The sequence below is a fragment of the Luteimonas kalidii genome (genome assembly GCF_029887935.1).
Classification (GTDB): Bacteria; Pseudomonadota; Gammaproteobacteria; order Xanthomonadales; family Xanthomonadaceae; genus Luteimonas; species Luteimonas kalidii.
Map to the genome: position 1 here is coordinate 343,336 of NZ_JARXRO010000020.1, position 25,158 is coordinate 368,493.

Consider the following 25,158-nt stretch of genomic DNA (forward strand, 5'->3'; position numbering starts at 1 on the left):
CGGCCCCGTCGATCGGCCGCGAATGGACCGGTCCGCGGGTCAGGGCGGGCTGGCGCTTTCGAACAGGGTGCGCTGCGCCTCGAACGCGCGCCGGTAGGCGGGACGGGCCTCGCCGCGGGCGATGTAGTCCGGCAGGCTCGGGCCGGCCTCGAGCAGGCCCGAGCCTTCCAGCCGCCTCAGCACCGTGACCATCAGCAGGTCGCCGGCGCTGAATTCGCGCTCCAGCCAGTCGCGATCGGCCAGGTGTCGCGACAGTTCGTCCAGCCGCACGCGCACGCGTGCGTCCAGCATCGCAAGATGCTCGGCCTGCCAGGGCTTGCCGCGCTCGCTCCAGGTGGCCGCTTCGCGTTCGACGATCGGCGGCTCCACGGTGTTGAGCGCGGCGAACATCCACATGACCGCGCGCGAGCGCGCATCGGATCCGGCGGGAAGCAGTCCGGCGTGTCGTTGTGCGATGTGCAGCACGATCGCGCCGGATTCGAACAGCACCAGATCGCCGTCGTCCAGCGTCGGGATCTGCCCGAACGGGCTGCGTGCACGATGCGGCGCCTGCTTCATGGCCTCGAACGACACCGTCCTGACGTCGTAGCGCTGCCCGACTTCCTCCAGCGCCCAGCGCACGCGCATGTCGCGCGCCAGCCCGCGTCCGCGGTCGGGCGAACGTTCGAACACGGTCAGGATCGGCGGCATGAAGGTCTCCCGTTCGGCATGGCGTGGTGGACGTCGGAGCGATGACGAACGGGGGCAACGGCGATCGACAGCGTTCGCTGCGACGCAGGCGGCGTCGTCGTGCAGGATGCCGTTCGCGGATGCCATGCGCCGGCACGTGCGCTCACAGGCAGGCCGCGGGGTTGCGGAGCAGCACGTGTGTGTGGCCATCGCAGCAGGGAGCGGCGTCGAACGCCGCTCGCGGCCGCCTGCATGCGCGGCGCGCGACCGCGCCTCGGGCATGACAGCGCTGGACTATTGAAAATCGTTTGAAACCAAACGGTTGCACACGTGTTCTTCATCTTTCTTTACGCGTTCGGAAACGCGAACCGGATCGCTTTTTCGCACCGTCGTCGGGTGTTATTACTGGACGCGTCGAGTGGTAGCGCTACCACCCGATGTGTTTCCCGCACCCGCTCGAGCACTCGCAGTACCCAGGGAGGGGCTGTCGTGTTGAAGCATTCGATCCCACGCCCAGGCGTGGCGCCATGTCATCGCGCAGGTCCGGATCCGGCACGCGCGATCCCCCACGACAACGGCGCGGCATCGCCCCCGGCCCTGCATCCGCAGGGTCTCCATCATCCATGCACGTCCATCCATCGCCCACGGCACGCGGCGCATCCGCGGCCGCCCGGGCGCAACCTCTTTGGAGAACCACGATGATGATGAAGTCCAGCCGCCGCGGCACGTTGACCGCAGCCTTGTTCCTCGGCGCCTCCGGCCTGCTTGCCGGCGGCGTGCAGGCGCAGACGCTCACCAGCAATTCCACCGGTACGCACGACGGCTACTACTACTCGTTCTGGAAGGACTCGGGCAGCGCCTCGATGACCCTACATCCGGGCGGACGCTACAGTTCGCAGTGGACCAGCAACACCAACAACTGGGTCGGCGGCAAGGGCTGGAATCCGGGCGGGCCGCGCGTGGTCAACTACTCCGGCTACTACGGGGTCAACAACAACCAGAACTCCTACCTCGCCCTGTACGGCTGGACCCGCAGCCCGCTGATCGAGTACTACGTGATCGAGAGCTACGGGTCGTACAACCCGGCCAGCTGCGCCGGCGGCGTCGACTACGGCAGTTTCCAGAGCGATGGCGCCACCTACAACGTGCGCCGCTGCCTGCGCCAGAACGCGCCGTCGATCGAAGGCAACAACAGCACGTTCTACCAGTACTTCAGCGTGCGCAATCCGAAGAAGGGCTTCGGCAACATCTCCGGCACCATTACCGTCGCCAACCACTTCAACTACTGGGCCAGCCGCGGACTGAACCTGGGCAACCACGACTACATGGTCTTCGCCACCGAGGGCTACCAGAGCCAGGGCAGCAGCGACATCACCATCAGTTCCGGCGGCGGCAGCAATCCGCCTCCCGGGGGCGGCAGCAAGACCATCGTGGTGCGGGCGCGCGGTACCGCCGGCGGCGAGAACATCTCGCTCAAGGTCAACAACGCCACCATCGCCAGCTGGACGCTCACCACCAGCATGGCCAACTACACCGCGACCACGTCGGCTTCCGGCGGTTCCGTTGTGGAGTTCACCAACGACGGCGGCAACCGCGACGTACAGGTCGACTACCTGAGCGTCAACGGCAGCGTCCGCCAGGCCGAGGCGCAGACCTACAACACCGGCGTCTACCAGAACGGTGCCTGCGGTGGCGGCAACGGCGGCAGCGAGTGGCTGCACTGCAACGGCGCGATCGGTTTCGGCAACCTCTGACGGGATGGGCGACACCATGGGCATGCACCGCGCGTCGATTCCGGTGCTGATGCTGGCACTGGGCATCGGCATCGGCGTGGCCGGAACGCACCTGGCGGGCAGGGATGCCGCGGCGTGCGGTCCGGTGGCGGCCACGGGACCGGATGGGCGGAGCGGGACGCCGCCTGCCGCGCATGCCCACCGGCCGGCGGCGTTCGCGCCGCCGGCCTTTTCCGCCACGCGCCCGGTGGCCGGTGCTGCCGGGGGAACCGCAGGCCAGAACCCCACCGCCGATCCGGAGCCCGACACGGATCAACTGCTCAAGGACCTGCTCACCCTGGCCTGGAATGATCGCCGCGACATGCGCGACAAGCTCGAGGATTTCCTCGTCGAACATCCGGGCCGTGACGGCATCGCCATCGCCAGCCGCGGCGTGTTCGACCTCGCGGCCAATGCCGACGTGCTGCCCGACCACGCCCTGCAGGCGCTCTACCTCGACCAGCGCGATCCCGAATTCAAGCGCGTGCTGGCGCAGGTCGCGTCGATGCGTGGCGACAACAGCCTGATCGAACTGCATGCCGCCGAGGCCGCGACGGGCCTGCATGCGGCGACGCCCGGCGAACGCCAGCAGGCGCTGACGGCGCTCGCACGCACCCGCCACGTGTCCGCCGCCGACCTCGCGGCGCCGCTGCTGCGCGATCCCGACACCGGCGTGGTGCTCGACGCGCTGCTGGCCCTGCGCGCCAGCGGCAACCAGCGCCACGTCGCGCTGGCCGAACGCTTGCGCCGGCATCCCGACGAATCGGTGCGCTGGCTCGCCAACGACGTGGCGGCCGAGCTGCGCATGCTCAGCGAACACGCACGTACCCGCCTCGACGACGACGAACTCGCCGCGGAACTGCCCCCATTGCCGCTGCCGCCCGCCGACGGGCCGGCGCAGTGCGGGCGGGCGGCCGGCTGAGGATCGATCCGCGTGCGGTCGGTGCGATGCGCCACGCCGCCCGCATCGCGCCTCTTCAGGTCATCGCCGCACGTGGAGGCGCGAGGCGTGCGGCAGGCCACGATCCGGCCGGCCCGCGCTGGCCCGTTTCAGTCCACGCCGGGCGACAGCACCAGCCGCACGGGGCGTGCGATCGCCTCCGCGAGCCTGTGCCTGAACTCGGTGCGCGGCAGTTCGAACGCGCCCATCCTCGACAGGTGCGGCTTGACGTACTGCACGTCGTGCAGCAGGTAGCCGCTGGCGCGCAGGCTGGCGCACAGGTGGGCGAACCCGACTGCGCCGGCGTTGTTGACCAGGTGGAACTGGCTCTCGCCGGCGAAGTAGCCGCCGATCGCCACGCCATACAGTCCGCCCACCAGCGCCTCGCCCTGCCACACCTCGATGCTGTGCGCCGCGCCCATGCGATGCAGCGCGCGGTAGGCGTCGGCCACGTCGTCCGTGATCCAGCTGTCCTGCTGCCGACGCGCGTTGCCCGCGCAATGCCCGATGACCTGGTCGAAGGCCGTGTCGAGGGTGACGCGGAACCGTCCCTGCCGCGCCAGGCGCCGCGTCTCCCTGCCCACCTGCACGCCTTCGATCGGCAATACGGCGCGCACCGGCGGATCGAACCAGTGCACGCGACCGGTGCGCTCGTCCGCCATCGGGAACAGGCCCGTGGCATACGCACGCACGAGGGTGTCCGCGCCCAGCGGCTGCGCGCCGTACAGCGCCCGCATCAGCGCATCGCTGTCGCCGCCCGAGACGCGCCTGGCGAGCGCGAGCAGCGCCCGCGCCACGCGCAGCCGCGATCGGCCCCACCTGCGCATCCACGAACCCGGCATCCCGCGCATCCCCCCGTGCAAGCGCCAGACGATACGGGATGAACGCGCCACCCGGAAGCAGGCCGGGTGGCGCGCCACGCCTGCAACCGGGCATCGCAACGCGGACGGGCGCGCAGCGCGCCGCTGACGCCGTCAGGTACAGTCGCGCTCCAGCAAGACGCCACCTCCACGGACCCGCATGACGCCGCACGCACGCCTGATCCTGCTGTTGCTGTGCCTGTGCGCATCGCGTGCCGGGGCGAGCGAACCCTGGCAGGGGTTGCGCCACGGCATGACGCCTGAGCAGGTGCAGCAGCGGTTTCCGCAGGCGAAGCCTCCCGCGGAACCGGACACGCTGGCAGGCGGTGCGATCGAAGGCCTGCGTCTTCCGGGCGCGACACTCGCCGGGCATCCGGCCACGGTCGCCTACTTCTTCGGTCACGAAGGCCTGGTGCAGGCCAGCGCCACGTTGGACGACAGGCTGGCCCGCGCCGATGGCATGCAGGCGTTCGAGGCCATCGTCCGCGAACTCGCGGCCACCCACGGCGCCCCGCACGCGCAGGCCTGGACGCACGAGCCCTGGCAGCGACGCAGCATGGAATGGCGCGTCGAGGGCATCCCGCTCCGCGTGCTGTACAGCGACATGGGCGAGACGTCGCTGGTGAAACTCATCTGGCAGGCGCGTCGCCCCGACGCCCCGCCGCCGCCGCGACTGGAGCTACCTGCGGGGGCCGCGGACCGCTAGCGGACTGCTGCCGGATCACGGGCATCATCGCGGCTTGGCATCCGCGTCCCGATTGACATCATCGATGCGCTCGATGCCGGTCGATGCGCGCCGACCGCTGCAGCACGGCACGCGGCGACGCTTGCCGCACCTTGCGCTTGAGGATGTGTCGCCTCGTGCACGTTGCATCGCGCGTCGATACACGCGCTGTCTTCGTCGCGGCATGCGCAGCATGTCAATGCGGTGTCACATTGCATGCGGATCATGTGCGGGTCGCATCCATGCAGTGACTGGGTGCGCAGGGGGTTCGGGGAGCGGTCGGTGTCGACGCCGCTCTCGCTGGTGATGTAGCAGTCCAGGAAGGGTTGTGCTTCTCCGGGGCGCAGTGCCGGGCTCGGCATGCGCGTCTCCCATCGCGTCGCAACTTCCTTCCGTCATCGAGAGCCAGCCCCATGCCCGCATTGTTGAGAACCGCGCTGTCCGGCGCGGTAGTGGTCGCGCTGTGTGTCGCGTCCCAGGCCTCCGCGAACGAACGCGTCCCGGTCGAACAGCAAGTGTCCGGCGACCGCGGCGTCGCCACCGGCTCGGTGCTCGGGCGCGTGTTCGATCCGGCGACCGGCGAATACCTGCGCAATGCGCGCATCAAGCTCGACGGACGCCTGGTGGCGACGTCCGGCGAGCGCGGCGAGTTCCGCATCGCCGACCTGCCTGCCGGCCGCCACACGCTGGCGGTCGAGTTCACCGGCTTCGGTACCGTGCAGCAGGACGTGGAGGTCCGCGCGGGCGAGACCAGCGAACCGGTCTTCGAGCTGTTCAGCACGGTCGCCGTCGCGGACGATGCGGTGGCCATGGACACGGTGCAGGTCGTGGGCGCGCGCGAAGGCGATGCGCGCGCGATCATGGAACAGCGCGCGTCGATGAACATCACCAACACGCTGTCGGCCGACAGTTTCGGCGAGATCGCCGACGGCAACCCGGGCGAGTTCCTGAAGTACATGCCGGGCGTGGACTTCGACGTGGTGGCCGACGATGCGCCGCGCAACATCTCCCTGCGCGGCCTGCCGGCCAAGTACACCGGGGTGACCCTCAACGGCATCAGCCTGCCCGGCATCGACGCCAACTCGTCCAGCTCGCGCACCTTCAGCTTCGAGCAGTCGGCGCTGGCCGGCGTGGATTCGATCAACATCTACAAGACCACCAGCGCCGACATGGACGCCAACGCGCCCGCCGGCACGATCGACATCCGCACCAAGCGCGCGTTCGACGCCAGCGGCCGCCGGGTGACCGTGTCCGTCGGCGGCACCACCCACGCCGGCCTGTGGGACAGCCGCAACACCGGCTGGATGGAAGGCGGATACGACCGCAAGTTCCTGCCTGCGACCACCGTCAACTATGCCGACGTCTTCCTGGACGGACGCCTGGGTGTCGCCGCCGGCATCAGCAGCGTCACCAACCTGGTGGAGCAGACCCAGATCACCGCCGGACGCAACTACGTCGCGACCGAGGCGAGCCCGTACCCGTACGCGGTCACCTCGATCGGCGCCGCCGGCTACGACCGCGAGTACAACCGCCGGGTCGCGCAGCTGGGGCTCGACTTCAGGGCCACCGACGAGCTGATCCTGTCGCTGGCCGCCAACGTCAGCCGCGGCGACATCGATCCCAACACCATCACCCCCACGTTCTCCAACTCCCGCAGTTCGTCCGGCGATCCGTCGCTGGACTGGACCACGAACTATCCCGAAGGGACGGCCACCCTCAACACCAACAACACCTACACCTACAAGCTCGGCTATTCGCGCAACTTCGTGCCCAGCTTCGTGTGGCAGAACGAGTCGCTGAAGGTCGACGGCACGCTGTTCTCGGCCGCCTCCACCAGCCGCTACGACTCGGGCAAGAAGGGCCAGGTGTCGGACGTGCTCAATGCCATCACCTCGACCGGCAACTACAGCGCATCGCGCAGCGACTGGATGCACCAGGACTGGCAGATCCAGCAGCTCGACGGCCCGGACTGGGCACTGCCGGAGAGCTACACCATCGGCAGCTATGCCGGCGCGCTCGGCGCCTCGACGCGTCCGTCGATCCGCACCACCAGCGGCAGCAGCGCGGAACTCGACTACCGTGGCGGCGCCTTCAACGTCGAGTTCTACCAGGACATCGGCCAGGTGCCGGTCACCTGGAAGACCGGCCTGAAGGCCACCCGCGGCGAGTACGTGTTCGGCAACGATTCCGACGCCAACATCTGGACCTACGACGGACCGCTCGACAACACCGCGTTCCTGCAGGCGGTGCAGAGTGCGAACCAGTGGCATTCGGGTGCGTCGGGCATGGACGTCGCCACGCTGGGCGGCGGCGACCTGTATGTCTACAGCCTGTCGAAGATCTACCAGATGATGCAGGCGAATCCCGACCAGTGGGTGCATGACCCGACGCCGGCGCAGTGGTACAACGCGTACGTCGCCAACGCCAACGCGATGGACGAGGACATCCGCTCGGCGTACGTCATGGGCACGGCCGAGCTGACCGCGAAGCTGAAGGTGCAGGCCGGCCTGCGGTGGGAACGTACCGGCACCACCAGCCACGACTTCGACCCGCTCGCGCCCGAGGCGTTGGCCGCCGCTGGCTACGAGGTCGACGAGGACACCGGCCGCGCCACCACGATCGACGGCCTGGAGTACCAGTACTTCAGCAATCCGCGCACGCGCCGCACCTCCAGCTACGACGACTTCTTCCCCAGCGCATCGTTCAAGTACAGCTTCAGCGACGGCTTCGACCTCCAGGCCGGCTACAGCAGGACCATCCTGCGGCCCGAGGTGGCGGACCTGGCCGGCGTGTGGTCGATCGACTACGGCAGCGAGGACGGCGTGGTGCTCACGGCGCCGAACGTCAACCTGCTGCCCGAATATTCCGACAACCTGTCGGTGCGGCTGGTGAAGTACTTCGAGCCGGTGGGCCTGGTGGCCTTCGGCCTGTTCCACAACACGATCAAGGACCTGATCAGCGACGTCACGCTGACGCCCGGGGAGTTCGGCTACGACGGCGACGAGCCGGTCGACCTGGTCGCGACCCGCGACAACCTGGTCGACGACATCAGCGTCAACGGCTACGAGTTCGAGTTCAACCACGCGATGGACTACCTGCCCGGTGCGCTCGCCGGGCTGACGGTGCGCGGCTCCTACTCGCACACCAATCCGTCGGTGGTGATGCCGCGCGTGGCGCAGCAGGTCGCCAACCTCGGCTTCGCCTGGCGCCACGGACGCGCGCGCCTGAACCTCAACACGGTCTGGAGCGACGAGAAGGACCGCGGGCTCACCAACAACATCACCAACGCCTTCGGCCTGGTGATCAACCAGAAGCAGCCGTTCGACGACTACCTGGAAGTGAACATGTCCGGCGCGTTCACGCTGATCCCCAGGACCAGCGGCAACTGGCTGAGCCTGGAAGCCTATTTCAGCGCCAACAACCTGTTCGACCAGAACCGCCACACCGTCTACTCCAACGGCGAGACCGGCCTGGGCGAACGCGGACACCACAGCCAGATCTACATCACCAGCGGCCGCCGGGCGTCGATCGGCCTGCGCGCCCGGTTCTGAGCCGGACGCACCCGTCCCCGCGCGCCGATGTCCGGCGCGCCTGCAATCCACAAAAGGAGACACCGCACGTGGCGGCATCCGCATATCTCGACCGGCGCGCGTTCCTGCGTGGCGCCGCCGCCATGGCGCTGTTCGCGGGGCTGGGGCCGGTCGGCAGCCTCCGGGCCGCGCCCGGCTTCCGGACCGACCCGTTCGCGCTCGGCGTGGCCTCGGGCGATCCCGCGCCCGACGGCGCCGTGCTCTGGACCCGGCTCGCGCCGGAGCCGCTGGCGCCGGCCGGTGGCATGCCGATGCATGCCGTGCCGGTGCAGTGGGAAGTCGCCGAGGACGCGCGGTTCGGCCGCATCGCCGCGCGCGGTGAGGCGATCGCGCGGCCCGAGCTCGGCCACAGCGTGCACGTGGAGGTCGCGGGACTGCAGCCGCAGCGCCCGTACTGGTACCGGTTCCACGCGGGCGGCGCGAGCAGCCGCGTCGGACAGGTGCGCACGACGCCGCACGCGACCGCCGCCGCGGAGCGCGTGCGCATCGCGGTGGCCGGCTGCCAGCACTGGGAGGCCGGCTGCTTCACCGCCTACCGCCACCTGGCCGGCGAACCGGCGCTGGATGCCGTGTTCCACTACGGCGACTACATCTACGAAGGCGCGGGCAAACCCGGCAAGTCCATCGTCGACGCCGACGGCCGCCGCGTCGAGCGCCGGCACGTGGGCGACGAGATCTACACCCTCGACGACTACCGCCGCCGCTACGCGCAGTACAAGACCGATCCCGACCTGCAGGCCGCGCATGCCGCGGTCGCCTTCCTGCACACCTGGGACGACCACGAGATCGACAACAACTGGGCCAGCGCCCACGACCAGGACGGCGTGCCCGCGGAAATCTTCGCCCTGCGCCGGCACGCGGCCATGCAGGCCTGGTACGAGCACATGCCGGTCCGCCGCGCCCAGTTCCCGCGCGCCGACGGCCTCACGATGCATCGCCGCATCGACTACGGTCGCCTGCTGCGCGTGCACCTGATGGACACGCGGCAGTACCGCACGCAGCAGCGCTGCGATCCCTCGCTGCTGGCGAAGGGGCGCGCGTGCCGGCCTCTGGACGAGGCCGGCGACGAACAGATGCTCGGGCCGGCGCAGGAACGCTGGCTGGCGCAGGGGCTGTCGGGCGGATCGGCGTGGAACCTGCTGGCGCAGCAGGTGATGGTGATGCCGTTCCGGTATCCCGCCAGCCGCGCCGGCGGGCCGCTCAACACCGACGCGTGGAGCGGCTATCCGCAGGCGCGCCAGCGCCTGCTCGCGCTGATCGCGCAGCGCGCGCCCGGGAGCACCGTCATCGCCACCGGCGACGTGCACAAGCACCATGCCGGCGTCGTGCCGTCCAATCCCGACGACCTGCTCGCCACGCCGGTCGCGGCCGAGTACGTCACCAGCTCGATCGCCTCGGGCGGCGATGGCGACGACCTGCCCGCGACCTGGGAGCAGGTGCCGTCCGAGAACCCGCACACCGCGCTGCTCAACAACCGGCGCGGCTACCAGGTGTTCGACATCGACCGGCGTACATGGCGCACCGACGTGGTCGCGGTCGACCGCGTGTCGGTGGCCGGCGGTGCCAGGCGCCTCGTGGCCCGCCTGGCGACCGAGCGCGGCCGCCCCGGCGTGGAGGCGGCATGAGCGCGCCGGCAACGCGCCTCCCCATCGCGCGCGTGGCACTGCTGGCATTGCTGCTGGCGGCAGGTGGTGCGCTTGCGACGCAGGCCGCGGCAGGCGACGCGCCGCGGGCGCAACAACCGCACGACAGCGGCCCCGACCGCGCCACCGTCGGCGCGCCGCTGCCCGCCTGGTCGCCGGGGGAACTCGACATCCACCACATCAGCACCGGCCGCGGCGATGCCTTGCTGTTCGTGTTCCCCGACGGCACCAGCCTGCTGAAGGACGCCAGCGGCAAGACGGTGGAAGCGGCGCCGTTCTCGCTCCCGACCCGGCCCAACGCCTCGCGTCCGCCCGGCGAGTGGGTGGCGCGCTACGTGCAGCGCAGGCTGCCGGCCGGCTCGAAGGGGCTCGACTACGCGCTGATCTCGCATTTCCACGGCGACCACATGGGCGCGATCGTCGCGGATTCGCCGACGACCGCGCTGGGCGGCGACTATCGCCTGAGCGGCATCACCGAGGTGGCCGAGCACGTGCCGATCGCGACCCTGCTCGACCGCGGCTGGCCGGACTACGCGTTCCCCGTGCCGATTCGCAACGCGACCGTGGCCAACTACCGCGCCTTCGTCGAGTGGCAGGTGCGCCATCGCGGCCTGCGCGTCGAGCGGTTCACGCCGGGGCGGGGCGACCAGGTCCGGCTGCTGCGCGATCCGGCGGCCTATCCGTCGTTCGAGGTCCGCAACCTGTACGCCAACGGCGTGGTGTGGACGGGCCAGGGCCAGCGCACGCGCGCGCTGTTTCCGCCGGACGCGCTGCGCTCGTCCGGCACCAAGCCGACCGAGAACAAGCTCAGCACGGCGCTGCGCATCCGCTACGGCGCATTCGACTATTTCTCCGGCGGCGACCTGTCGTCGATCGACGAGGAAACCGCGTTCCAGCCGCCGGCGTGGCTCGATGTCGAACCGGTGGTCGCGCGCGCCAGCGGACCGGTGGACGTGATGAAGGCCAATCACCACGGCAGCTGGGACGCCAACGGCGTGCCGGCGCTCGCTGCGCTGCAGCCGCGCGTGATCGTGGTGACCGCGCGCGCGGACGGACATCCGGCGGTCAATACCTGGCGGCGCATGACCTCGGAGCGGGTCTGGCCGGGCGCGCGCGAGATCTTCATCACCGGCGTGTCGCCGGCCACGGCCGCGACCACCTACGGCGTCGAGCGGGCCGCCGGCAGCCAGGGGCATGTGGTGGTCCGGGTGGAGCCGGGCGGCGCGACGTACCGGGTCTACGTGCTCGACGACGGCGACGAGCGGATGCGGGTGAAGCGCGTGTCCGGCCCCTTCCGGTCGCGCTGAGCGACGCGGCGCCGCGCATGCCGGCGTCGATCGGGCCCTGTCGGCAAGGGCTTCGTTATGCTGCCGTCCCGTCCTCGACTTCGCCGGACCACCACATGCGCGACGCAATGACCATCGCGGTGAGCGAGCTCTACCAGGGCATCCGCCACGACCACTGGCACGGCAAGACCTTCCGCCAGTTCTGGGACTGGTTCAATGCGCGCTGCATCGACCTGGTGGCCGCGGCGGAAGCGGGCGAGCTGGCCGAGCTCGAAGTCGAGTTGCTGGCCGTGCGCGCGTCCGTCGAGGACGCCGGCTACATGGTGTCCAGCGATCGCCTGGGCGAGGTGATCGAACCACCGATGTGAGCGCGTCGCGCTCGCGGCGCCGTCGAGGTGATGCGGCGACGCAACTACACGGCTACGGCCGCAGCGCCACCCAGCCGCGGAACGTGAAGCCGGCATAGAACAGCTCGATGCGGTCGAACCCCGCCTGCGCGAGCAGGCGGACCTCGTCGTCCGGGGCGATGACCGGCAGCCGTTCGCGGATCGCCGCGATCGACGCCTCGTCGCCCGGCTCCACGCGTCCGGTGGGCGAGGCGAACGCCGCATAGCGCCGCAGCCAGCGCGTCGCCTCCGGTTCGCCGGAATCGAAGCTGTGGTGCGCGACCACCAGGGGCGCACCCGGCCTCAGCCGCCGCCACAGGGCGCGCAGCGTGCTCAGGCGCTGCTCCGGCGACAGGAAGTGCAGGGTGAGCAGGCAGGTGGCGCCGTCGAACGGTCCCGCCGGCGCAGCGTCGATGGTGCCTTCGACGAGCGTGGCGCGCGGCGACAGCGCGCCCATCGTCCGTTCCGCCAGCCGCAGCATCGGCGCGGAAGGGTCCACTCCCAGCAGCCGCCAGCTCGGGCGCGCCGTCGCGAACGCCTTCAGCTCCAGGCCGCCGCCCGCACCGAGCACCAGCACGTGCCCGTCGTCCGGCACGGCCTCGGCCAGCAGCAGTTCCGTCATCCGGTGCAGCGCGGCCAGGCCGGGCACCCTGGCCACCGGGCCTTCCAGGTAGCGGGCGACTGCATCGGGATCCTCGAACGTGGACATGGCGGCACCGGGCTTGACGAGAGCCCCTATTTGTAACATCGTTAGTTACATGAAGCGAGACAGCCGACTCTCCGCCGTGCTCCACGCGCTGCTGCACATGGCCGAGCACCGTGGCCCGATGACGTCCGAAGCGCTCGGACGCTGCCTGGGCACGCACCCGGTCGTGGTCCGTCGCACCATGGGCCTGCTGCGCGAGGCCGGCCTCGTCAGTGCCGGGCGCGGACCCGCAGGCGGCTGGGCGATCGCCGTCGACCTGGCCACCGTCACCCTGCGCGACCTGCATCAGGCGCTGGGCGAACCGGCGCTGTTCGCCGTCGGCCACCGCAGCGAACATCCGGACTGCCTGGTCGAGCAGGTGGTGAATGCCGCACTCGACGATGCGTTCGACCAGGCCGAAGCGCTGCTGATGGAGCGCTTCGCCTCGGTCTCGCTGGCGCAGCTGGCGGCGGAGTTCGCGCACCGGCACCAGGCGCATCGCGCGCGCAGGCGCAGGAGCGCCGCATGATCCACGATGCGATCGTGGTCGGCGGCAGCTATGCCGGCATGGCCGCCGCGCTCCAGCTGCTGCGCGCACGGCGCCGGGTGCTGGTGATCGATGCGGGCCAGCGGCGCAATCGCGCCGCGGTCACCTCGCACGGGTTCCTCGGCCACGACGGCAGCGATCCCGCGGAGATCGCCCGCACCGCACGCGCGCAACTCGCGCGCTACCCCACCCTGAGGTGGGCGGACGACACCGCGGTCTCGGCCTCGGGCGAACGCGACGCGTTCACCGTGGTCGCCCGCAGCGGCGGTGCCCACCGGGGCCGTCGCCTGCTGCTCGCGATCGGCGTCTCCGACACACTGCCCGCGCTGCCGGGCCTGGCCGAACGCTGGGGCCGGAGCGTGTTCCATTGCCCCTACTGCCACGGCTACGAGCTCGACCGCGGCGCGATCGGCGTGCTCGCCGCCGGGCCGATGTCGCTGCACCAGGCGATGCTGCTGCCGGACTGGGGGTCGGTGACGCTGCTGGCCAACGGCCTGCTGGAGCCCGATGCCGCCACGCGCGAGGCGCTGGCACAGCGGGGCGTCGCGATCGAGGCCACCCCCGTCGCCCGGATCGAGGGCCAGGCCGATGTCGTGCTGGCCGACGGGCGCGTGCTGCCCTTCGCCGGTCTGTTCGTCGCCTCGCGCAATGCGCCCGCGGGCGTCCTCGCGCAGCGCCTGGGTTGCGAACTGGTGGACACGCCCATGGGATCCCAGATCCGCACCGACGAGGCGAAACGGACCACCGTGCCCGGCGTCTACGCCTGCGGCGACGCCGCGCGCGCGCCGCATTCGGTCTCGCTGGCCGTGGGCGACGGCGCCTGGGCGGGGGCGCAGGTGCACCAGTCCCTGGTCTTCCCGGCCGGGGGGTGAACCGCCCCGGGGTCCTGCCGGACCACCCCGTTCACGTCCGTTTCCCCGCTGGGGCCCGAAGTGCTGTATGGTGCGCCCACTGTTCAAAGCGGGATCACGGTACATCGTGGCCCGATGCGGTAGATCACAGGTGCCATGGTCGAAGACGGCCGCTCCAGACGATCCGCTACATCGCTCGCGTTACCCCTTGCTCGATACAGTCCCGGCACCGCGCATCGCGGGCCGTGTGTCCCCAACTGATCCAAGGAGTAACACCATGTCTGAACGTCAGACCGGCACCGTCAAGTGGTTCAACGACGCCAAGGGCTTCGGCTTCATCACCCCGCAGAGCGGTCCCGACCTGTTCGTGCACTTCCGTTCCATCCAGGGCAGCGGCTTCAAGTCGCTCCAGGAAGGACAGGCCGTGTCGTTCAAGGTCGCGCAGGGCCAGAAGGGCCTGCAGGCCGAGGAAGTGCAGGCCGAGTAAGCCTGCCGCGACGTCCGCGTCGCACCTGCTACGACAAAAACCCCGGGCGGCGACGCCCGGGGTTTTTTCATGGATGTCCGTCCGGACTCGCGGTATCCGGATGCGTCGCGCGCATGCGCAGACATCAGTCGCGATGAGAGGCGGAACAGCTACAGATGCCGGTCGAGGAACGCCAGCATCGCCTTCGCGATCTCGTCGCCGTGGGTCTCGAGCGCGAGATGGCCGGTATCCAGGAAGCGCACCTGGGCATCGGGGTTGTCGCGTTTGAACGCCTCGGCGCCGGCCGGCAGGAAGAACGGATCGCGGCGGCCCCAGATCGCCAGCGTCGGCGGACGGTGCGCGCGGAAGTACGCGTGCAGTTGCGCGTACTGCCTCACATTGCTGCCGTAGTCGGCGAGCAGTTCCACCTGCGGCTCCACGCCGATGCGTTCGATCGCGGCGGCCGCCAGCTGCCAGGGCTCCGGCGCGATCAGCGACGGGTCCGGTGCGCCCTCGGTGTACTGCCAGCGGATCATGTCGGGCGTGTTGAAGCGGCGCAGCGCGGCGAGGTTCTCCGCGGTCGGCGCGTCCCAGGCCTTGCGCATGTCGGCCCAGCCCTCGCTCAGTCCCTCCTCGTAGGCGTTGCCGTTCTGGCTCACGATCGCCGTGATCCGCTCCGGGTGCCGCACCGCCAGGCGCCAGCCCACGGGCGCGCCATAGTCGAACACGTACAGCGCGTAGCGCTCCACACCCTTGGCCGCGGTGAACGCATCCACCACCTCGGTCAGCTGGTCGAAGGTGTACCGGAACTCCGTGCCCGGCCGCACGTTGGTCTGGCCGAAGCCCGGCAGGTCCGGCGCGACCACGTGGTAGCGCTGCGCCAGCTGCGGGATCAGGTCGCGGAACATGTACGACGAGGCCGCGAAGCCGTGCAGCAGCAGCACGGTCGGCGTCTGCGGCGAGCCGGCTTCGCGGTAGAACACGTCCACGCCCTGGACCTCGAGCGTGCGGTGGTGGACCGGTACCGGCCGGTCCGCGGCGTGTGCGGTGGTCGCGACGCCGAGCAGGAGGGGGAGGAGGGCGGCAATGGGTTTCATGGGATCTCCAGGCGGGGAAGTGTTTCGGCCCGAATAACCGTATAAAACAGAAATGGAGGTTACTCGACGGTGGCGAAGGATGGCCCGGATGTAGTAACCTGTCAACACCTGATTTGAAGGTTACGCATGCCGACCCCTGTCCAGCCCCCACCGCAAGCCGACCCGCCGCTCGTGGGTGACCACTTGGCGATGGACCTGCTCAACACCCAGGCCCGGGTGGACGGCGCCGACGCCGACGCGTGGACGTCCGGCGCCGACGTGCTGCACTGGCTGGCGCGCCAGGGCATCGTTCCGGCCGCGGGTGGCGGAAGCGTGGACGAAGCGGAACTGCTCGCGCGCGCCGTCGACCTGCGCGCGCAGGCACGCCGGCTGATCGTCGCGCGCACGCAGGGCCGGGCCGACGATCCCGCCGGCCTCAATGCGCACCTGCATGCCTGTCCCGCCACGCCGAGCCTGGAGCGCGACGGGGCGGGCGGTTTCGTCCTGGTCCGGCTGGCGCGCGGCGATGCGGTCGCACGCCTGCTGCTGCCGGTGGCCGAGGCGGTGGCCGGACTGCTGGCGGAGGCGGATTTCAGCCTGGTGCGCCAGTGCGAGCATCCCGACTGCGTGCTGTGGTTCTTCGATCGCACCAAGTCGCACCGGCGCCGCTGGTGCAGCATGGCGGTGTGCGGCAACCGCCACAAGGCGGCGCGGTTCCGCGCCAGCCGGCGGGACGGCGCGGCGGGCTGATCCGCGTGCGGGACGCGGTCGCGCCGGAACCCGGGCTCCGGCGCGACGAGCGGCGAGGACAGCCTCAGGGCAGCGGCGTGCGCATCCCGACCGCCAGCCGGTTCCAGCCGTTGATTTCCACTACCAGGAAGGTCAGCTCGGCGATGCCGGTCGGATCGAAGTGCTCCAGCAGCGGCGCGTAGTCGGCGTCGGCGGCATTGGTCGCCTCGATCCGGGTCAGCGATTCGGCCCAGCCCAGCGCGGCGCGCTCGCGCGCGTCGAACAGCCGGCTTTCGCGCCATCCGGCGAGGGTGTCGAGCTTGCGCTGGTCCTCGCCGGCCTCGCGCAGTTCGCGTGCGTGCATGTCCAGGCAGTAGGCGCAGCCGTTGATCTGCGACACGCGCAGCTTCACCAGTCCGGACAGGCGCGGGTCGAGGCTGCCGCCGTGCAGGGATTCGGCCAGGGCGAGCATCGCCTTGAATGCCTTGGGGGCGAGTCGGGGATAGGGAACGCGAGGGTGCTGGGACATCGAACTCTCCGGTCGTGGCGGCCACCGTGGCCGCTTCTCCGGGAGGACGGACGCGCGTGTGCGTGCGTGACACCCGCGCTCAGTGCAGCCGCAGCTTGTCCGGATTCATCTGGTTGAGCACTTCGACGATCCGCTCGCCGTCGCTGACGATCGTGGTCACCATCTCCAGCCTTCCGTGCAGGAAGCGCAGCCCCGCCGGTTCTCCGTTCACCCGGCCGATCCGCCACTGCGTTTCACGCGGCACGCGCCGCGCCACCGCCCAGTACAGCCGGGCGATGCGTTCGGCGCCTTCCAGTGGCCGCAGCGCGGCGTTGGTCTTGCCGCCGCCGTCCGAGCGCAGGCGCGCATCGGCGTGCAGCAGCGCCTCGATCGCCTCGCGGTCGCCGCTGGACGAGGCCTGCAGGAAACGTTCGAGCAGTGCGCGGTGGCGTTCGGGCGCGACGTCGGGAAACCGCGCGCGCCCCGCCTGCACGCGTTCGCGCGCGCGATGCACCATCTGCCGGCAGTTCGCCTCGCCCTGGCCGAGCATCGCCGCGATGTGCGCGTAGTCGTAGTCGAACACCTCGCGCAGCAGGAAGGCTGCGCGTTCCTCCGGGCCCAGTCGCTCGAGCAGCGCGAGGAACGCGATCGACACCTGCTCGGCGAGTTCCGCGCGTCCGGCCGGACCGGGCGACTCGTCGATGGTCAACGGCTCGGGCAGCCAGGGACCGATGTAGTCAGTCCGCGCGGTGCTGGCCAGGCGCAGGCGGTCGATGCCCAGCCGGGTGACGGCCGCCACCAGCCATCCGGTCGGGTCGCGGACCGCGGCCGGGTCGGCCTGGCGCCAGCGCAGCCAGGCGTCCTGCACCGTGTCCTCGGCATCGGCGCGCGTGCCGAGCATCCGGTAGGCGAGCGCCAGCAGGCGCGGGCGATGGGTTTCGAAGATCCGGTCGTGCGAGGTCATGCCGGGAGGACGGATGGGGGCGTGCGGGCGTGACAACGACCACCGGACCGCGATGGCGGGGCCCGGTGGCCAGCGCGCCTGCCGCATTCTGCACCCACCCACGCCATGCGGCCTGCGACGCGCCCTCGCTCGCGCAGGCTGATGTCGGCCTTGCCATGAACCCCGGCACCCCAGGCGGCGAAGGAGGCCGGGAACATGGTCGACCTGGCAGGCGACCGGTGCCGCCCCGCCGCTGCAAAGGCTAGGCGCCCGCCGGCACGGGAGTGTTGAGCAGCTGCTGTTCCCAGAGATAGGCGATGCCGCTGCCGCCGACGTGGTACTTCAGCACCTCCGTCAGTTCCGCGGCATGTTCGGTGCGGGCCCAGTCGCGCTGCCATTCCGAAGCCACCGCCAGCCAGGTCATCATGTTGGCGCCGGCGAAGAGCATGCGCTGGATCGCGACCTCGTGCGCCTCGACCGACGTGCCGCCGGAGGCATCGGTCACGACGGTGACGTCCCAGCCTTCGCCGAGCGCCTGGATCACCGGCATCGCCACGCAGATCTCGGTCCACAGCCCGGCGATGATCAACTGCTTGCGGCCGGTCGCCTTCACCGCGTCCACCACCTTGCGGTCTTCCCAGGTGTTGATGAAGGTGCGGTCGATCACCTCCTGGCCGGGGAACACGTCCGTGATCTGCGGGAACAGGAATCCGCCGCGCCCGGCGATCACGCTGGTCAGGATGGTGGGGACGCCGAAGGCCTTCGCGGTCTTGGCCAGCGCGGTGGTGTTGTTGACGACCGCCTGCGGGTCGTGACTGTTGAGGTTCGCCAGCTGGTAGGGCTGGTGGTCGATCAGCACGAGGACCGAATCCTCGGGACGAAGCAGGGAGTCGAGGCCGTTGCGGATCTTCATGGAAAACTCCTGGGCTGCCGCGCAGGGCAGCATTCGATGGGGGACGGGGATGCGCATGCCGGCCGGACCGCGGCGCGCCGGAACACTGTGTCACCGGCACCGCCGGGCCGGTAGCGCCATCGCGTGTCAAGCTGTGTCGCGCACGGCGGAACGCCACGCCCGATTCGCCACTGCGGCGTCGCGCCGTCGCGTCGCCCGCATAAGCGAAGCGCATGCGGGAACGTACCCCACGACTTCAGCGGAACACACACGGATGGACATCGAAGCGTTGCGCACCTTCGTCGCCGTGGCCGACGCCGGCGGCATCTCGCCCGCCGCGCGCCGCCTGGGCGTGCCGAAGTCGATCGTCAGCCGGCGGCTCGCGCGTCTCGAGGCCGACCTCGGCGTGCAGCTGCTCGCGCGCACCACGCGCGGCGCCGCGGTCACCGAGGCCGGGCTCGCGTTCCGCGACCATGCCGCGCGCGCGTGCGCCGAGATCGACGCTGCGCGCGACACGCTGTCGCCGTCGGGCGAACTGCGCGGCCGGCTGCGCATTTCCGCGCCGCTGTCCTTCGGCCCTACGCACTTCGCCCCCGTGCTGGCCGACCTCGCGCAGCACCATCCGCAGCTGCACGTGCACACCGTCTACAGCGACCGCTTCGTCGACCTGGTCGCCGAAGGCTTCGACTGCGCGATCCGGGTGGGCTACCTCGAGGATTCGAGCCTGATCGCGCGCCGCGTCGGGCCGCTGTACGGCAAGCTCGTCGCCAGCCCGGACTACATCCGCGCCCACGGCGCTCCCGAGACCCCGGACGAACTCGCCGCGCACGAGGCGCTGATGCAGGGTACCGAGACCTGGCAGTTCCGCGATGGCGAGCGCGTCGTGAGCGTGCGTCCCAGCGGCCGCTTCAAGGCAGACAACGGCACCGCGCTGCTCGCCGCCGCGCTTGCCGGCCTGGGCGTGGGCTGGCTGCCCGACGGTTTGACCGACGAACACGTCGCCTCGGGCGCGCTGGTGCCGCTCATGACCCGGTTCCCGCCGCCGCCGGCCGGCATCTACGTGATCCGCCCGCCGGGCTCGCAGCCCACGCGCAAAGTGCGCGCGCTCACCGATCTGCTGATCGCGTGCTTCGGCCAGGGCACACCCGCGGCGCAGAACCCATCGCTGCACGTCGCGGCATCGCCCTGACGGGCACGACGCCGTCGCCCGGTCAGGCCGACCAGTCCATCCACTCGCCCGGCGACAGCAGGCGGACCTCGAGTGCATGCGAGCGGGCCGCCGCGCGCAGCCGGTCGAGCGGGGCGTCGATCTCGACGTAGTCGGCCATGCCGGAGACACCGTAATGGATCGGCACCAGCGCGCGCGCGCCGAGGATGGTCGCGGCCGCGACCGCCTGCTCCGGCGTCAGCACGCCGGGCTGTCCGCTGACCGGCCTGCGGAAACCGAAGCGCGCGCCGTTGACCGGCAGGAACGCGGCATCGAACGGACCGTACTGGCGTCCGATCTTCCACCAGTGCCCGTGCCACAGCGTGTCGCCGCCATGGAAGATGCGGCGCCCGCCGGCCGACACGACCCACGACACCTGCGGGTCGCCGTAGCCGTCCGCAGCCGGCACCGCGGTCGCGGTGAAGTCACCGAGCAGCTGCGGCTCCCAGTGCGCGGCGGGCCACGCGCGCGCGGCGTCCGGGAGCGGACGCGGATTGACGCCGGCCGGATGGACCAGGGCGCCCCCGGCACCGAGCACGTCCGCCACCGCCCGCGCATCGAAATGATCCGCATGGGCATGGGTCACCAGCACGTAGCGGGTGCCCGGTGCATCGCCGACCGGCACCAGTCGATCGGGCAGCGCGTCGCCCCAGGCCGTCGGGTCGACCAGCGGATCGATGAACAGGCTCGCCTCCGGGAGCTGCAGGCGGATGCCGGCCCAGGCCAGGCGCTGGATGCGCAGGCCGGCGCGCGTGCCGGCCGCGATCGTCCCGGAGGGCGCCAGCGCCGCGGCGGCGAGGCCGGCGCATCCGCGCAGGAACCACCTGCGGCCCGGCTGCGCGCGCGTCGCGTCGCCGCCGCTCATGCGCGCGCGCTCCGCATCGCGATCGCGGCGTCCAGCGAGAACACCGACTGGGCCACGATCGCCTCGAGGTTGCGCTGGTGCCACTCGCGCTCGAACGCCACCGCGACCACGCCCGGCGCCAGGCAGTCCTCGAGCGCGATCGCGGCGATGCGTGCGTCCGGATCGCGTGCGTCGACGCGGATCGCCACCACCGCCGAAGCCAGCCGGTCGAGATAGTGCAGCGCATGTTCGAGCACCTCGCCACCGAAACGGCCGATGTGCCCGCCGACCACGGTGCTGCGGCCGAACTGCCGCATGCGTCCGATCGCGGTCCGGACCTGGGCCGGATCCGCCCTGGACAGGTAGACGATGCGACCGACGATGTTGTCGCCGGCGCACACGAGGTCGGCGCTGGGCACATCCACGCTGAGATGGTCCATTGTCTTGCCCGGATTGTGCAGCAAACGCAGCTCGTGGCGGCCCCAGCGGATGCGCAGCGCGGAGTCGAACACCACCTCAGGGTCGCGGTAGACCGCGTCCTCGCGCCGGTTCTGGGACAGGAACGCCTGGCGGTGGTTGCGGTGCGCGACCACCAACGCCCGCGGAAACAGCGGCAGCGCGGCGAGGTGGTCGCTCATGAAGTGGGTGGTGGCGATCACACGCACCGTCTTGCCCATCTGGTCGCACAGCACGTGGCGCAGCCATCGCGCGTCGTCCGCGCCGGCGAGCGCGTCGACCAGCAGCACGTCCTCGCCGTCGACGAACGCGGTGGCCACCGACTGGTACGCGTCGCCGACGAACAGGTGGACGTCGCGTTCGATCCGTTCGTGCTGCATCGCGTGCACCGCTGTGGTCGGGTGGGCATCGTCGACGACGCGACAATCGGTGACAAACGACAAATGCCGGGGTACGGATGAGCAAAACTATCCTGATAGGATGCAGCGGTCCCGTGGCCCGAGCGCATCGGTGAAGCCCCGCCATCCCGCCCCCCTCAATGCGCTGCGTGCGTTCGAAGCGGCCGCGCGCTGCCTGAGTTTCCAGGCGGCCGCCGCGCAGCTGTTCGTCACCCCGGCGGCGGTCAGCCACCAGGTGAAGCGGCTGGAGGCCTGGCTCGGCGTGCCGCTGTTCCGGCGCGGACACCGCTCGGTCGAACTGACCCGCGAGGGCGAGGCGCTGGCGACGTCGCTGCATGCGCTGTTCGGCCAGCTCGACCTCGCGCTCGATCGCGCGATGGACGCCGGCAGCGCCGACCTGCGCGTGAGCACGGTCGAATCGTTCGCCGCGAAATGGCTCGCGCCGCGGCTGCACCGTTTCCACCGCGACCATCCCGGGATCCGCCTGCGGATCGAGACCGGCGACGCGCACGCCGTGCCCGGGCGCGACGGCGTCGACGTCGCGATCCGCTATGGCCGCGGCGGCTACCGCGGCGTGCGCAGCGAACGCCTGATGCCCGCGCCGGTGTTCCCGGTCTGCGCACCTGGCGTGGCCGCCGATCCTCGCCGGCCACTGGCCAGGCCGGCCGACCTGCGCCACCACGTGCTGGTGCATGACGACAGCGCCGAGGGCCGGGCAGGCGTGCCCGACTGGCGTGCGTGGCTCGACGCCGCGGGCGCCGCGCGCGTGCGCGCTGGCGCTGGACCGGTGTTCGGCGGCATGCACCTCGCCCAGGAGGCCGCCATCGCCGGGCTGGGCGTGGCGCTCGGCACCGGTCCGCTGGTCGAAGACGACCTGCAGCGCGGTCGCCTGCACATGCCCTTCGACCTCGCGCTCGACAATGCGTACGCGTTCTGGCTCGTGCGCCCGCCCGGCGAGGGCGCGAAGCCAGATGTCGATGCGTTCTGCAGCTGGCTGCGACACGAGGTCGACGCGTCGCGTTGACGGGTCGCCACGGCGGCGCATCCAGCCCTCCGACGACCGCTGGTCGGAAGCCCATCGCCCCTCACGTGGCCGCCCGACCGCGGGTGGTACGGTCGGTGTCCGCGTATCCGACAGGACGCTCCCTGCCAACCGCGTCCTGGAGAACGTCATGACCCGCATCCGATCATCGGGGCAGAGCCCCGTCGCACAGGTCCACGACGTCGGTACGCGTTGGAACCGCGCCACACTCGCCCACACGGCCGCAGCGCGCCCGGCCGCCAGTTCCCTGCACGCTGCCGCGAACGAACCCTCCCGCGCGCCGGCGCACGACGACAGCGACTCGCATGTCCGCGCCGGCGACATCACGCTCGAACAGTTGCTGGACCGGTTGCGCACCACGGCCCGCGACCCCGGTTCGCACCGGGCTGCCGCGCCGCTGATGGCGCTGATCGCGTCCGACATCCGCGCCGGATTGCATGCATGGCCGACCGGCCTGCCACGCAACCCCGCGCGTTCCCTTCGGGCGTGGCGACAGCGCTACAACGGGCTGGGGCGCGACCTGCAGGGCACCTGATGCCGCTCGCCGCATCCGGCACGCGGACCCGCACGTGGCGCGAGACCTCCGCATGCCGGGCCGCCGCCGATGATGCATGAATTCCTCGGCCTCCACCGCAGCGAACTGATCGCCCGTTGCCACGCGAAGGTGCTGCTGCGCGCGGCGGGCGCGCGGACCCGCTTCGCGGGCGACCACGCCCACGGCATCCACCTGTTCATCGATCAGCTGGTGGCCACCCTGCGCGCCGAACGGATACCCGGTGCCCCGCACGCGCCTCCGCCGGATGCGCCCGCGCTGCCGGACATGGGGCAGTCGGCCACCCTGCACGGGCGCGAGCTCATGCGCGGAGGATTCACGGTGGAAGAGGTCGTGCACGACTACGGCGATCTGTGCCAAGCCATCTCCGACCTGGCGTTCGAGCGCGACGAGCCGATCACCGTGCACGAGTTCCGGATCCTCAACCGCTGCCTGGACGACGCCATCGCCTGCGCGGTGACCGAGTACGGCCACCAGCACGACCTGGCCGTCGCGGCCGACCACCTGGGCTCGACCAGCCTGCGCCTGGGCATGCTCGCGCACGAGCTGCGCAACCAGCTGTGTACCGCGACCCTGGCGTTGGCGGTCCTCAAGGAGGGCAAGGTGGGCGTCTCCAGCGGCACCGGCAAGGTGCTCGAACGCGCCCTCACCGGGCTGGGGCAGCTGATCGACCGTTCGCTGGCGGAAGTACGTGCCACCGCCGGTACCGCCGTGCATCGCACGCTGCTGCCGCTGGCCGAATTCGTCTACGAAGCGCGCATCATCGCGTCGCTGGGGGCGGCGCAGCAGGGTGGGCGCATGGTCGTGCCCGACATCGCGCCGACGCTGGCCATCCTCGCCGATCGCGACCTGATGCAGGCCGCCGTCGGCAACCTGCTGCAGAACGCGTTCAAGCATTCGCCGGCCGGCGCGGAGATCACGTTGAGCGCCCGTGCGGCCGGAAACCGCATCCTCATCGAGATCCGCGACCAGTGCGGCGGCCTGCCCGCGGGCGCCGCGGAACGCATGTTCTCGCCGTACACCCAGCTGGGCGGCAACCGCAGCGGCGTGGGTCTGGGGCTGTCCATCGCCAGGCGAAGCGTGGAGGCGAACCAGGGCCATCTGCGCGTGCGCGACCTGCCCGGCAGCGGTTGCGTGTTCACCATCGACCTGCCCCGGCACCGAACCGCGCACGCGGTACTGCCGGTGCACTGAACTGCGTTGCGCAGCATCACGCCCGCGGCACGCTGCCGGCACGGGCGGCCTGCCGCGCTCCACGCGCGATGACTCCCATCGCGACAGGCACACGCAGATGGACCGCAAGACCCCCCACCCGGGACCAGCGGAAGGTCCCGGCCGGTATCGCCGGGGCGGGACCGCAGACCGGGCAGCAGCGCAGGAACGCGGCGGCCAACGACAAGTCTGCCCGCAAGCGCCAGTCGCTCAGGAAGTAGGCCTGCGCGATGCGCGAGACAGGGCCGCGTGCAGGCGCGGCCCTTTTCATGTGCGCGGGCACCGGGCGCGTATGTCGCCTCGTGGTCGCGTGTGCAACGCGGGAGGGCAGCGGGCCGGCGCGCCCACCGCGCCCGCGTCCGCTGCGGCGCGTCCCCCGACGCATCCGGCAACGATCGTCCTCAAGCATCGGGCGCCCCGGCCGCTATTGCAGGCAGGCCCCGCGGGCGTGCGCGCCCCGAACAGGAGACACCGATGACCGCACGACCCACCGTGCTGCTGTGCGACGACTCACGCGCGCTGCGCATGCTCGCGGCCGGCCAGCTCGGCGAAGCCGGGTTCGACGTGGTGGGCGAGGCCGGCAACGGCCTGGAGGCGGTGTCGCAGTACCAGGCGCTGCGCCCGGACCTGGTGCTGCTGGACCTGGTGATGCCCGAGTGCGACGGCCGCCAGGCGCTGGCCCGCATCCTCGAGCACGACCCGCAGGCGCGGGTGGTGATCCTCAGCTCGCTCGGCGCCCAGAGCGACATCGCCGACTGCCTGCGCCTGGGCGCACGTTCCTACCTGCAGAAGCCCATCGACCCCGAAGCGATGGAACGCGTGCTCCACCAGGTGCTCGCCTGACGGCGACCCGACCGACCGATCGATAGAGGGCACACG

At 71.0% G+C, this 25,158-nt stretch carries 25 protein-coding genes; 16 read left to right on the forward strand and 9 right to left on the reverse strand.

Annotation, left to right across the window (positions count from 1 at the left end; translation table 11 throughout):
* Nucleotides 1–39: 39 nt before the first annotated feature.
* Complete coding sequence (locus QFW81_RS14980; RefSeq protein ID WP_280579902.1) at nucleotides 40–690, reverse strand: glutathione S-transferase family protein; 651 nt, start codon at nucleotides 688–690, stop codon at nucleotides 40–42.
* 680 nt (nucleotides 691–1,370) lie between these two features.
* Between QFW81_RS14980 and QFW81_RS14985 the strand changes: the two genes are divergently transcribed.
* Together QFW81_RS14985 and QFW81_RS14990 are read left to right on the forward strand one after the other, a co-directional pair.
* A complete protein-coding gene (locus QFW81_RS14985; protein ID WP_280579904.1) occupies nucleotides 1,371–2,423 on the forward strand; it encodes a glycoside hydrolase family 11 protein in 1,053 nt (350 codons plus the stop codon).
* 16 nt (nucleotides 2,424–2,439) lie between these two features.
* On the forward strand, nucleotides 2,440–3,363 hold the full coding sequence (locus tag QFW81_RS14990; protein WP_280579906.1) for a HEAT repeat domain-containing protein: 924 nt from the start codon (nucleotides 2,440–2,442) through the stop codon (nucleotides 3,361–3,363).
* A 128-nt stretch (nucleotides 3,364–3,491) separates the two neighbouring features.
* Here QFW81_RS14990 and aat read toward each other — a convergent pair whose 3' ends face one another.
* On the reverse strand, nucleotides 3,492–4,208 hold the full coding sequence (aat, locus tag QFW81_RS14995) for a leucyl/phenylalanyl-tRNA--protein transferase (protein WP_280579908.1): 717 nt from the start codon (nucleotides 4,206–4,208) through the stop codon (nucleotides 3,492–3,494).
* A gap of 193 nt (nucleotides 4,209–4,401) precedes the next feature.
* Here aat and QFW81_RS15000 point away from each other — a divergent pair, with 193 nt between their 5' ends.
* The 5 genes from QFW81_RS15000 to QFW81_RS15020 all read left to right on the forward strand — a co-directional run bounded on the left by QFW81_RS15000 (nucleotide 4,402) and on the right by QFW81_RS15020 (nucleotide 11,852).
* On the forward strand, nucleotides 4,402–4,947 hold the full coding sequence (locus tag QFW81_RS15000; RefSeq protein WP_280579910.1) for a hypothetical protein: 546 nt from the start codon (nucleotides 4,402–4,404) through the stop codon (nucleotides 4,945–4,947).
* A 431-nt stretch (nucleotides 4,948–5,378) separates the two neighbouring features.
* Nucleotides 5,379–8,516, forward strand: coding sequence for a TonB-dependent receptor domain-containing protein (locus QFW81_RS15005; RefSeq protein ID WP_280579911.1), 3,138 nt, complete (start codon nucleotides 5,379–5,381; stop codon nucleotides 8,514–8,516).
* Between the two features lie 68 nt (nucleotides 8,517–8,584).
* On the forward strand, nucleotides 8,585–10,180 hold the full coding sequence (locus tag QFW81_RS15010) for an alkaline phosphatase D family protein (protein WP_280579912.1): 1,596 nt from the start codon (nucleotides 8,585–8,587) through the stop codon (nucleotides 10,178–10,180).
* Entirely contained in the window at nucleotides 10,177–11,505 is a 1,329-nt protein-coding gene (locus tag QFW81_RS15015; RefSeq protein WP_280579913.1) for a ComEC/Rec2 family competence protein, read from the forward strand. The genes QFW81_RS15010 and QFW81_RS15015 overlap by 4 nt, the downstream gene beginning before the upstream one ends.
* Before the next feature lie 95 nt (nucleotides 11,506–11,600).
* Nucleotides 11,601–11,852 (forward strand): hypothetical protein, encoded by a 252-nt coding sequence (locus QFW81_RS15020; protein WP_280579915.1) that lies wholly within the window; start codon nucleotides 11,601–11,603, stop codon nucleotides 11,850–11,852.
* 52 nt (nucleotides 11,853–11,904) lie between these two features.
* Here QFW81_RS15020 and QFW81_RS15025 read toward each other — a convergent pair whose 3' ends face one another.
* Nucleotides 11,905–12,579, reverse strand: coding sequence for a class I SAM-dependent methyltransferase (locus QFW81_RS15025; RefSeq protein ID WP_280579916.1), 675 nt, complete (start codon nucleotides 12,577–12,579; stop codon nucleotides 11,905–11,907).
* A 49-nt stretch (nucleotides 12,580–12,628) separates the two neighbouring features.
* On the opposite strand from QFW81_RS15025, the gene QFW81_RS15030 reads away from it, so the two are divergent.
* From QFW81_RS15030 to QFW81_RS15040, 3 genes are all read left to right on the forward strand, one after another.
* Nucleotides 12,629–13,084: an Rrf2 family transcriptional regulator gene (locus QFW81_RS15030; RefSeq protein WP_280579917.1), complete on the forward strand. Its 456-nt coding sequence runs from the start codon at nucleotides 12,629–12,631 to the stop codon at nucleotides 13,082–13,084.
* Nucleotides 13,081–13,974 carry an NAD(P)/FAD-dependent oxidoreductase gene (locus tag QFW81_RS15035; protein ID WP_280579919.1) on the forward strand — a complete coding sequence of 298 codons (894 nt, stop codon included), beginning with the start codon at nucleotides 13,081–13,083 and terminating at the stop codon, nucleotides 13,972–13,974. The genes QFW81_RS15030 and QFW81_RS15035 overlap by 4 nt, the downstream gene beginning before the upstream one ends.
* Before the next feature lie 256 nt (nucleotides 13,975–14,230).
* Nucleotides 14,231–14,440: a cold-shock protein gene (locus QFW81_RS15040; RefSeq protein WP_280579920.1), complete on the forward strand. Its 210-nt coding sequence runs from the start codon at nucleotides 14,231–14,233 to the stop codon at nucleotides 14,438–14,440.
* A 149-nt stretch (nucleotides 14,441–14,589) separates the two neighbouring features.
* Here the strand turns inward: QFW81_RS15040 and QFW81_RS15045 are convergent, their stop codons facing one another.
* On the reverse strand, nucleotides 14,590–15,516 hold the full coding sequence (locus tag QFW81_RS15045) for an alpha/beta fold hydrolase (protein WP_280579921.1): 927 nt from the start codon (nucleotides 15,514–15,516) through the stop codon (nucleotides 14,590–14,592).
* Nucleotides 15,517–15,642: 126 nt separating this feature from the next.
* On the opposite strand from QFW81_RS15045, the gene QFW81_RS15050 reads away from it, so the two are divergent.
* A complete protein-coding gene (locus QFW81_RS15050; RefSeq protein WP_280579922.1) occupies nucleotides 15,643–16,245 on the forward strand; it encodes a CGNR zinc finger domain-containing protein in 603 nt (200 codons plus the stop codon).
* A gap of 64 nt (nucleotides 16,246–16,309) precedes the next feature.
* On the opposite strand, the gene QFW81_RS15055 is transcribed toward QFW81_RS15050, so the two are convergent.
* The 3 genes from QFW81_RS15055 to QFW81_RS15065 form a co-directional block, all read right to left on the reverse strand.
* On the reverse strand, nucleotides 16,310–16,753 hold the full coding sequence (locus tag QFW81_RS15055; protein WP_280579924.1) for a carboxymuconolactone decarboxylase family protein: 444 nt from the start codon (nucleotides 16,751–16,753) through the stop codon (nucleotides 16,310–16,312).
* A gap of 79 nt (nucleotides 16,754–16,832) precedes the next feature.
* Entirely contained in the window at nucleotides 16,833–17,696 is an 864-nt protein-coding gene (locus QFW81_RS15060; protein WP_280579925.1) for an RNA polymerase sigma-70 factor, read from the reverse strand.
* Between the two features lie 241 nt (nucleotides 17,697–17,937).
* Complete coding sequence (locus tag QFW81_RS15065) at nucleotides 17,938–18,588, reverse strand: hydrolase (protein ID WP_280579926.1); 651 nt, start codon at nucleotides 18,586–18,588, stop codon at nucleotides 17,938–17,940.
* A 253-nt stretch (nucleotides 18,589–18,841) separates the two neighbouring features.
* On the opposite strand from QFW81_RS15065, the gene QFW81_RS15070 reads away from it, so the two are divergent.
* Complete coding sequence (locus tag QFW81_RS15070; RefSeq protein ID WP_280579929.1) at nucleotides 18,842–19,756, forward strand: LysR family transcriptional regulator; 915 nt, start codon at nucleotides 18,842–18,844, stop codon at nucleotides 19,754–19,756.
* 22 nt (nucleotides 19,757–19,778) lie between these two features.
* On the opposite strand, the gene QFW81_RS15075 is transcribed toward QFW81_RS15070, so the two are convergent.
* Nucleotides 19,779–20,639: an MBL fold metallo-hydrolase gene (locus QFW81_RS15075; RefSeq protein ID WP_280579930.1), complete on the reverse strand. Its 861-nt coding sequence runs from the start codon at nucleotides 20,637–20,639 to the stop codon at nucleotides 19,779–19,781.
* Nucleotides 20,636–21,454, reverse strand: coding sequence for an MBL fold metallo-hydrolase (locus QFW81_RS15080; RefSeq protein WP_280579931.1), 819 nt, complete (start codon nucleotides 21,452–21,454; stop codon nucleotides 20,636–20,638). The genes QFW81_RS15075 and QFW81_RS15080 overlap by 4 nt, the downstream gene beginning before the upstream one ends.
* 130 nt (nucleotides 21,455–21,584) lie before the next feature.
* Between QFW81_RS15080 and gcvA the strand changes: the two genes are divergently transcribed.
* The 4 genes from gcvA to QFW81_RS15100 all read left to right on the forward strand — a co-directional run bounded on the left by gcvA (nucleotide 21,585) and on the right by QFW81_RS15100 (nucleotide 25,122).
* On the forward strand, nucleotides 21,585–22,496 hold the full coding sequence (gcvA, locus tag QFW81_RS15085) for a transcriptional regulator GcvA (RefSeq protein WP_280579932.1): 912 nt from the start codon (nucleotides 21,585–21,587) through the stop codon (nucleotides 22,494–22,496).
* 148 nt (nucleotides 22,497–22,644) lie between these two features.
* Nucleotides 22,645–23,049, forward strand: coding sequence for a hypothetical protein (locus tag QFW81_RS15090; RefSeq protein WP_280579933.1), 405 nt, complete (start codon nucleotides 22,645–22,647; stop codon nucleotides 23,047–23,049).
* 72 nt (nucleotides 23,050–23,121) lie between these two features.
* Nucleotides 23,122–24,261: a sensor histidine kinase gene (locus QFW81_RS15095; RefSeq protein ID WP_280579935.1), complete on the forward strand. Its 1,140-nt coding sequence runs from the start codon at nucleotides 23,122–23,124 to the stop codon at nucleotides 24,259–24,261.
* A 492-nt stretch (nucleotides 24,262–24,753) separates the two neighbouring features.
* Complete coding sequence (locus QFW81_RS15100) at nucleotides 24,754–25,122, forward strand: response regulator (protein ID WP_280579937.1); 369 nt, start codon at nucleotides 24,754–24,756, stop codon at nucleotides 25,120–25,122.
* Nucleotides 25,123–25,158 lie beyond the last annotated feature (36 nt).

Excerpts from the sequence above, each read along its gene's own strand:
- QFW81_RS14980 (WP_280579902.1), bottom strand. The coding sequence starts at position 690 with ATGCCGCCGATCCTGACCGTGTTCGAACGTTCGCCCGACCGCGGACGC.
- QFW81_RS14985 (WP_280579904.1), top strand. The coding sequence starts at position 1,371 with ATGATGAAGTCCAGCCGCCGCGGCACGTTGACCGCAGCCTTGTTCCTC.
- QFW81_RS14990 (WP_280579906.1), top strand. The coding sequence starts at position 2,440 with ATGGGCATGCACCGCGCGTCGATTCCGGTGCTGATGCTGGCACTGGGC.
- aat (WP_280579908.1), bottom strand. The coding sequence starts at position 4,208 with ATGCGCAGGTGGGGCCGATCGCGGCTGCGCGTGGCGCGGGCGCTGCTC.
- QFW81_RS15000 (WP_280579910.1), top strand. The coding sequence starts at position 4,402 with ATGACGCCGCACGCACGCCTGATCCTGCTGTTGCTGTGCCTGTGCGCA.
- QFW81_RS15005 (WP_280579911.1), top strand. The coding sequence starts at position 5,379 with ATGCCCGCATTGTTGAGAACCGCGCTGTCCGGCGCGGTAGTGGTCGCG.
- QFW81_RS15015 (WP_280579913.1), top strand. The coding sequence starts at position 10,177 with ATGAGCGCGCCGGCAACGCGCCTCCCCATCGCGCGCGTGGCACTGCTG.
- QFW81_RS15020 (WP_280579915.1), top strand. The coding sequence starts at position 11,601 with ATGCGCGACGCAATGACCATCGCGGTGAGCGAGCTCTACCAGGGCATC.
- QFW81_RS15025 (WP_280579916.1), bottom strand. The coding sequence starts at position 12,579 with ATGTCCACGTTCGAGGATCCCGATGCAGTCGCCCGCTACCTGGAAGGC.
- QFW81_RS15030 (WP_280579917.1), top strand. The coding sequence starts at position 12,629 with ATGAAGCGAGACAGCCGACTCTCCGCCGTGCTCCACGCGCTGCTGCAC.
- QFW81_RS15035 (WP_280579919.1), top strand. The coding sequence starts at position 13,081 with ATGATCCACGATGCGATCGTGGTCGGCGGCAGCTATGCCGGCATGGCC.
- QFW81_RS15040 (WP_280579920.1), top strand. The coding sequence starts at position 14,231 with ATGTCTGAACGTCAGACCGGCACCGTCAAGTGGTTCAACGACGCCAAG.
- QFW81_RS15045 (WP_280579921.1), bottom strand. The coding sequence starts at position 15,516 with ATGAAACCCATTGCCGCCCTCCTCCCCCTCCTGCTCGGCGTCGCGACC.
- QFW81_RS15050 (WP_280579922.1), top strand. The coding sequence starts at position 15,643 with ATGCCGACCCCTGTCCAGCCCCCACCGCAAGCCGACCCGCCGCTCGTG.
- QFW81_RS15055 (WP_280579924.1), bottom strand. The coding sequence starts at position 16,753 with ATGTCCCAGCACCCTCGCGTTCCCTATCCCCGACTCGCCCCCAAGGCA.
- QFW81_RS15060 (WP_280579925.1), bottom strand. The coding sequence starts at position 17,696 with ATGACCTCGCACGACCGGATCTTCGAAACCCATCGCCCGCGCCTGCTG.
- QFW81_RS15065 (WP_280579926.1), bottom strand. The coding sequence starts at position 18,588 with ATGAAGATCCGCAACGGCCTCGACTCCCTGCTTCGTCCCGAGGATTCG.
- QFW81_RS15070 (WP_280579929.1), top strand. The coding sequence starts at position 18,842 with ATGGACATCGAAGCGTTGCGCACCTTCGTCGCCGTGGCCGACGCCGGC.
- QFW81_RS15075 (WP_280579930.1), bottom strand. The coding sequence starts at position 20,639 with ATGAGCGGCGGCGACGCGACGCGCGCGCAGCCGGGCCGCAGGTGGTTC.
- QFW81_RS15080 (WP_280579931.1), bottom strand. The coding sequence starts at position 21,454 with ATGCAGCACGAACGGATCGAACGCGACGTCCACCTGTTCGTCGGCGAC.
- QFW81_RS15090 (WP_280579933.1), top strand. The coding sequence starts at position 22,645 with ATGACCCGCATCCGATCATCGGGGCAGAGCCCCGTCGCACAGGTCCAC.
- QFW81_RS15095 (WP_280579935.1), top strand. The coding sequence starts at position 23,122 with ATGCATGAATTCCTCGGCCTCCACCGCAGCGAACTGATCGCCCGTTGC.
- QFW81_RS15100 (WP_280579937.1), top strand. The coding sequence starts at position 24,754 with ATGACCGCACGACCCACCGTGCTGCTGTGCGACGACTCACGCGCGCTG.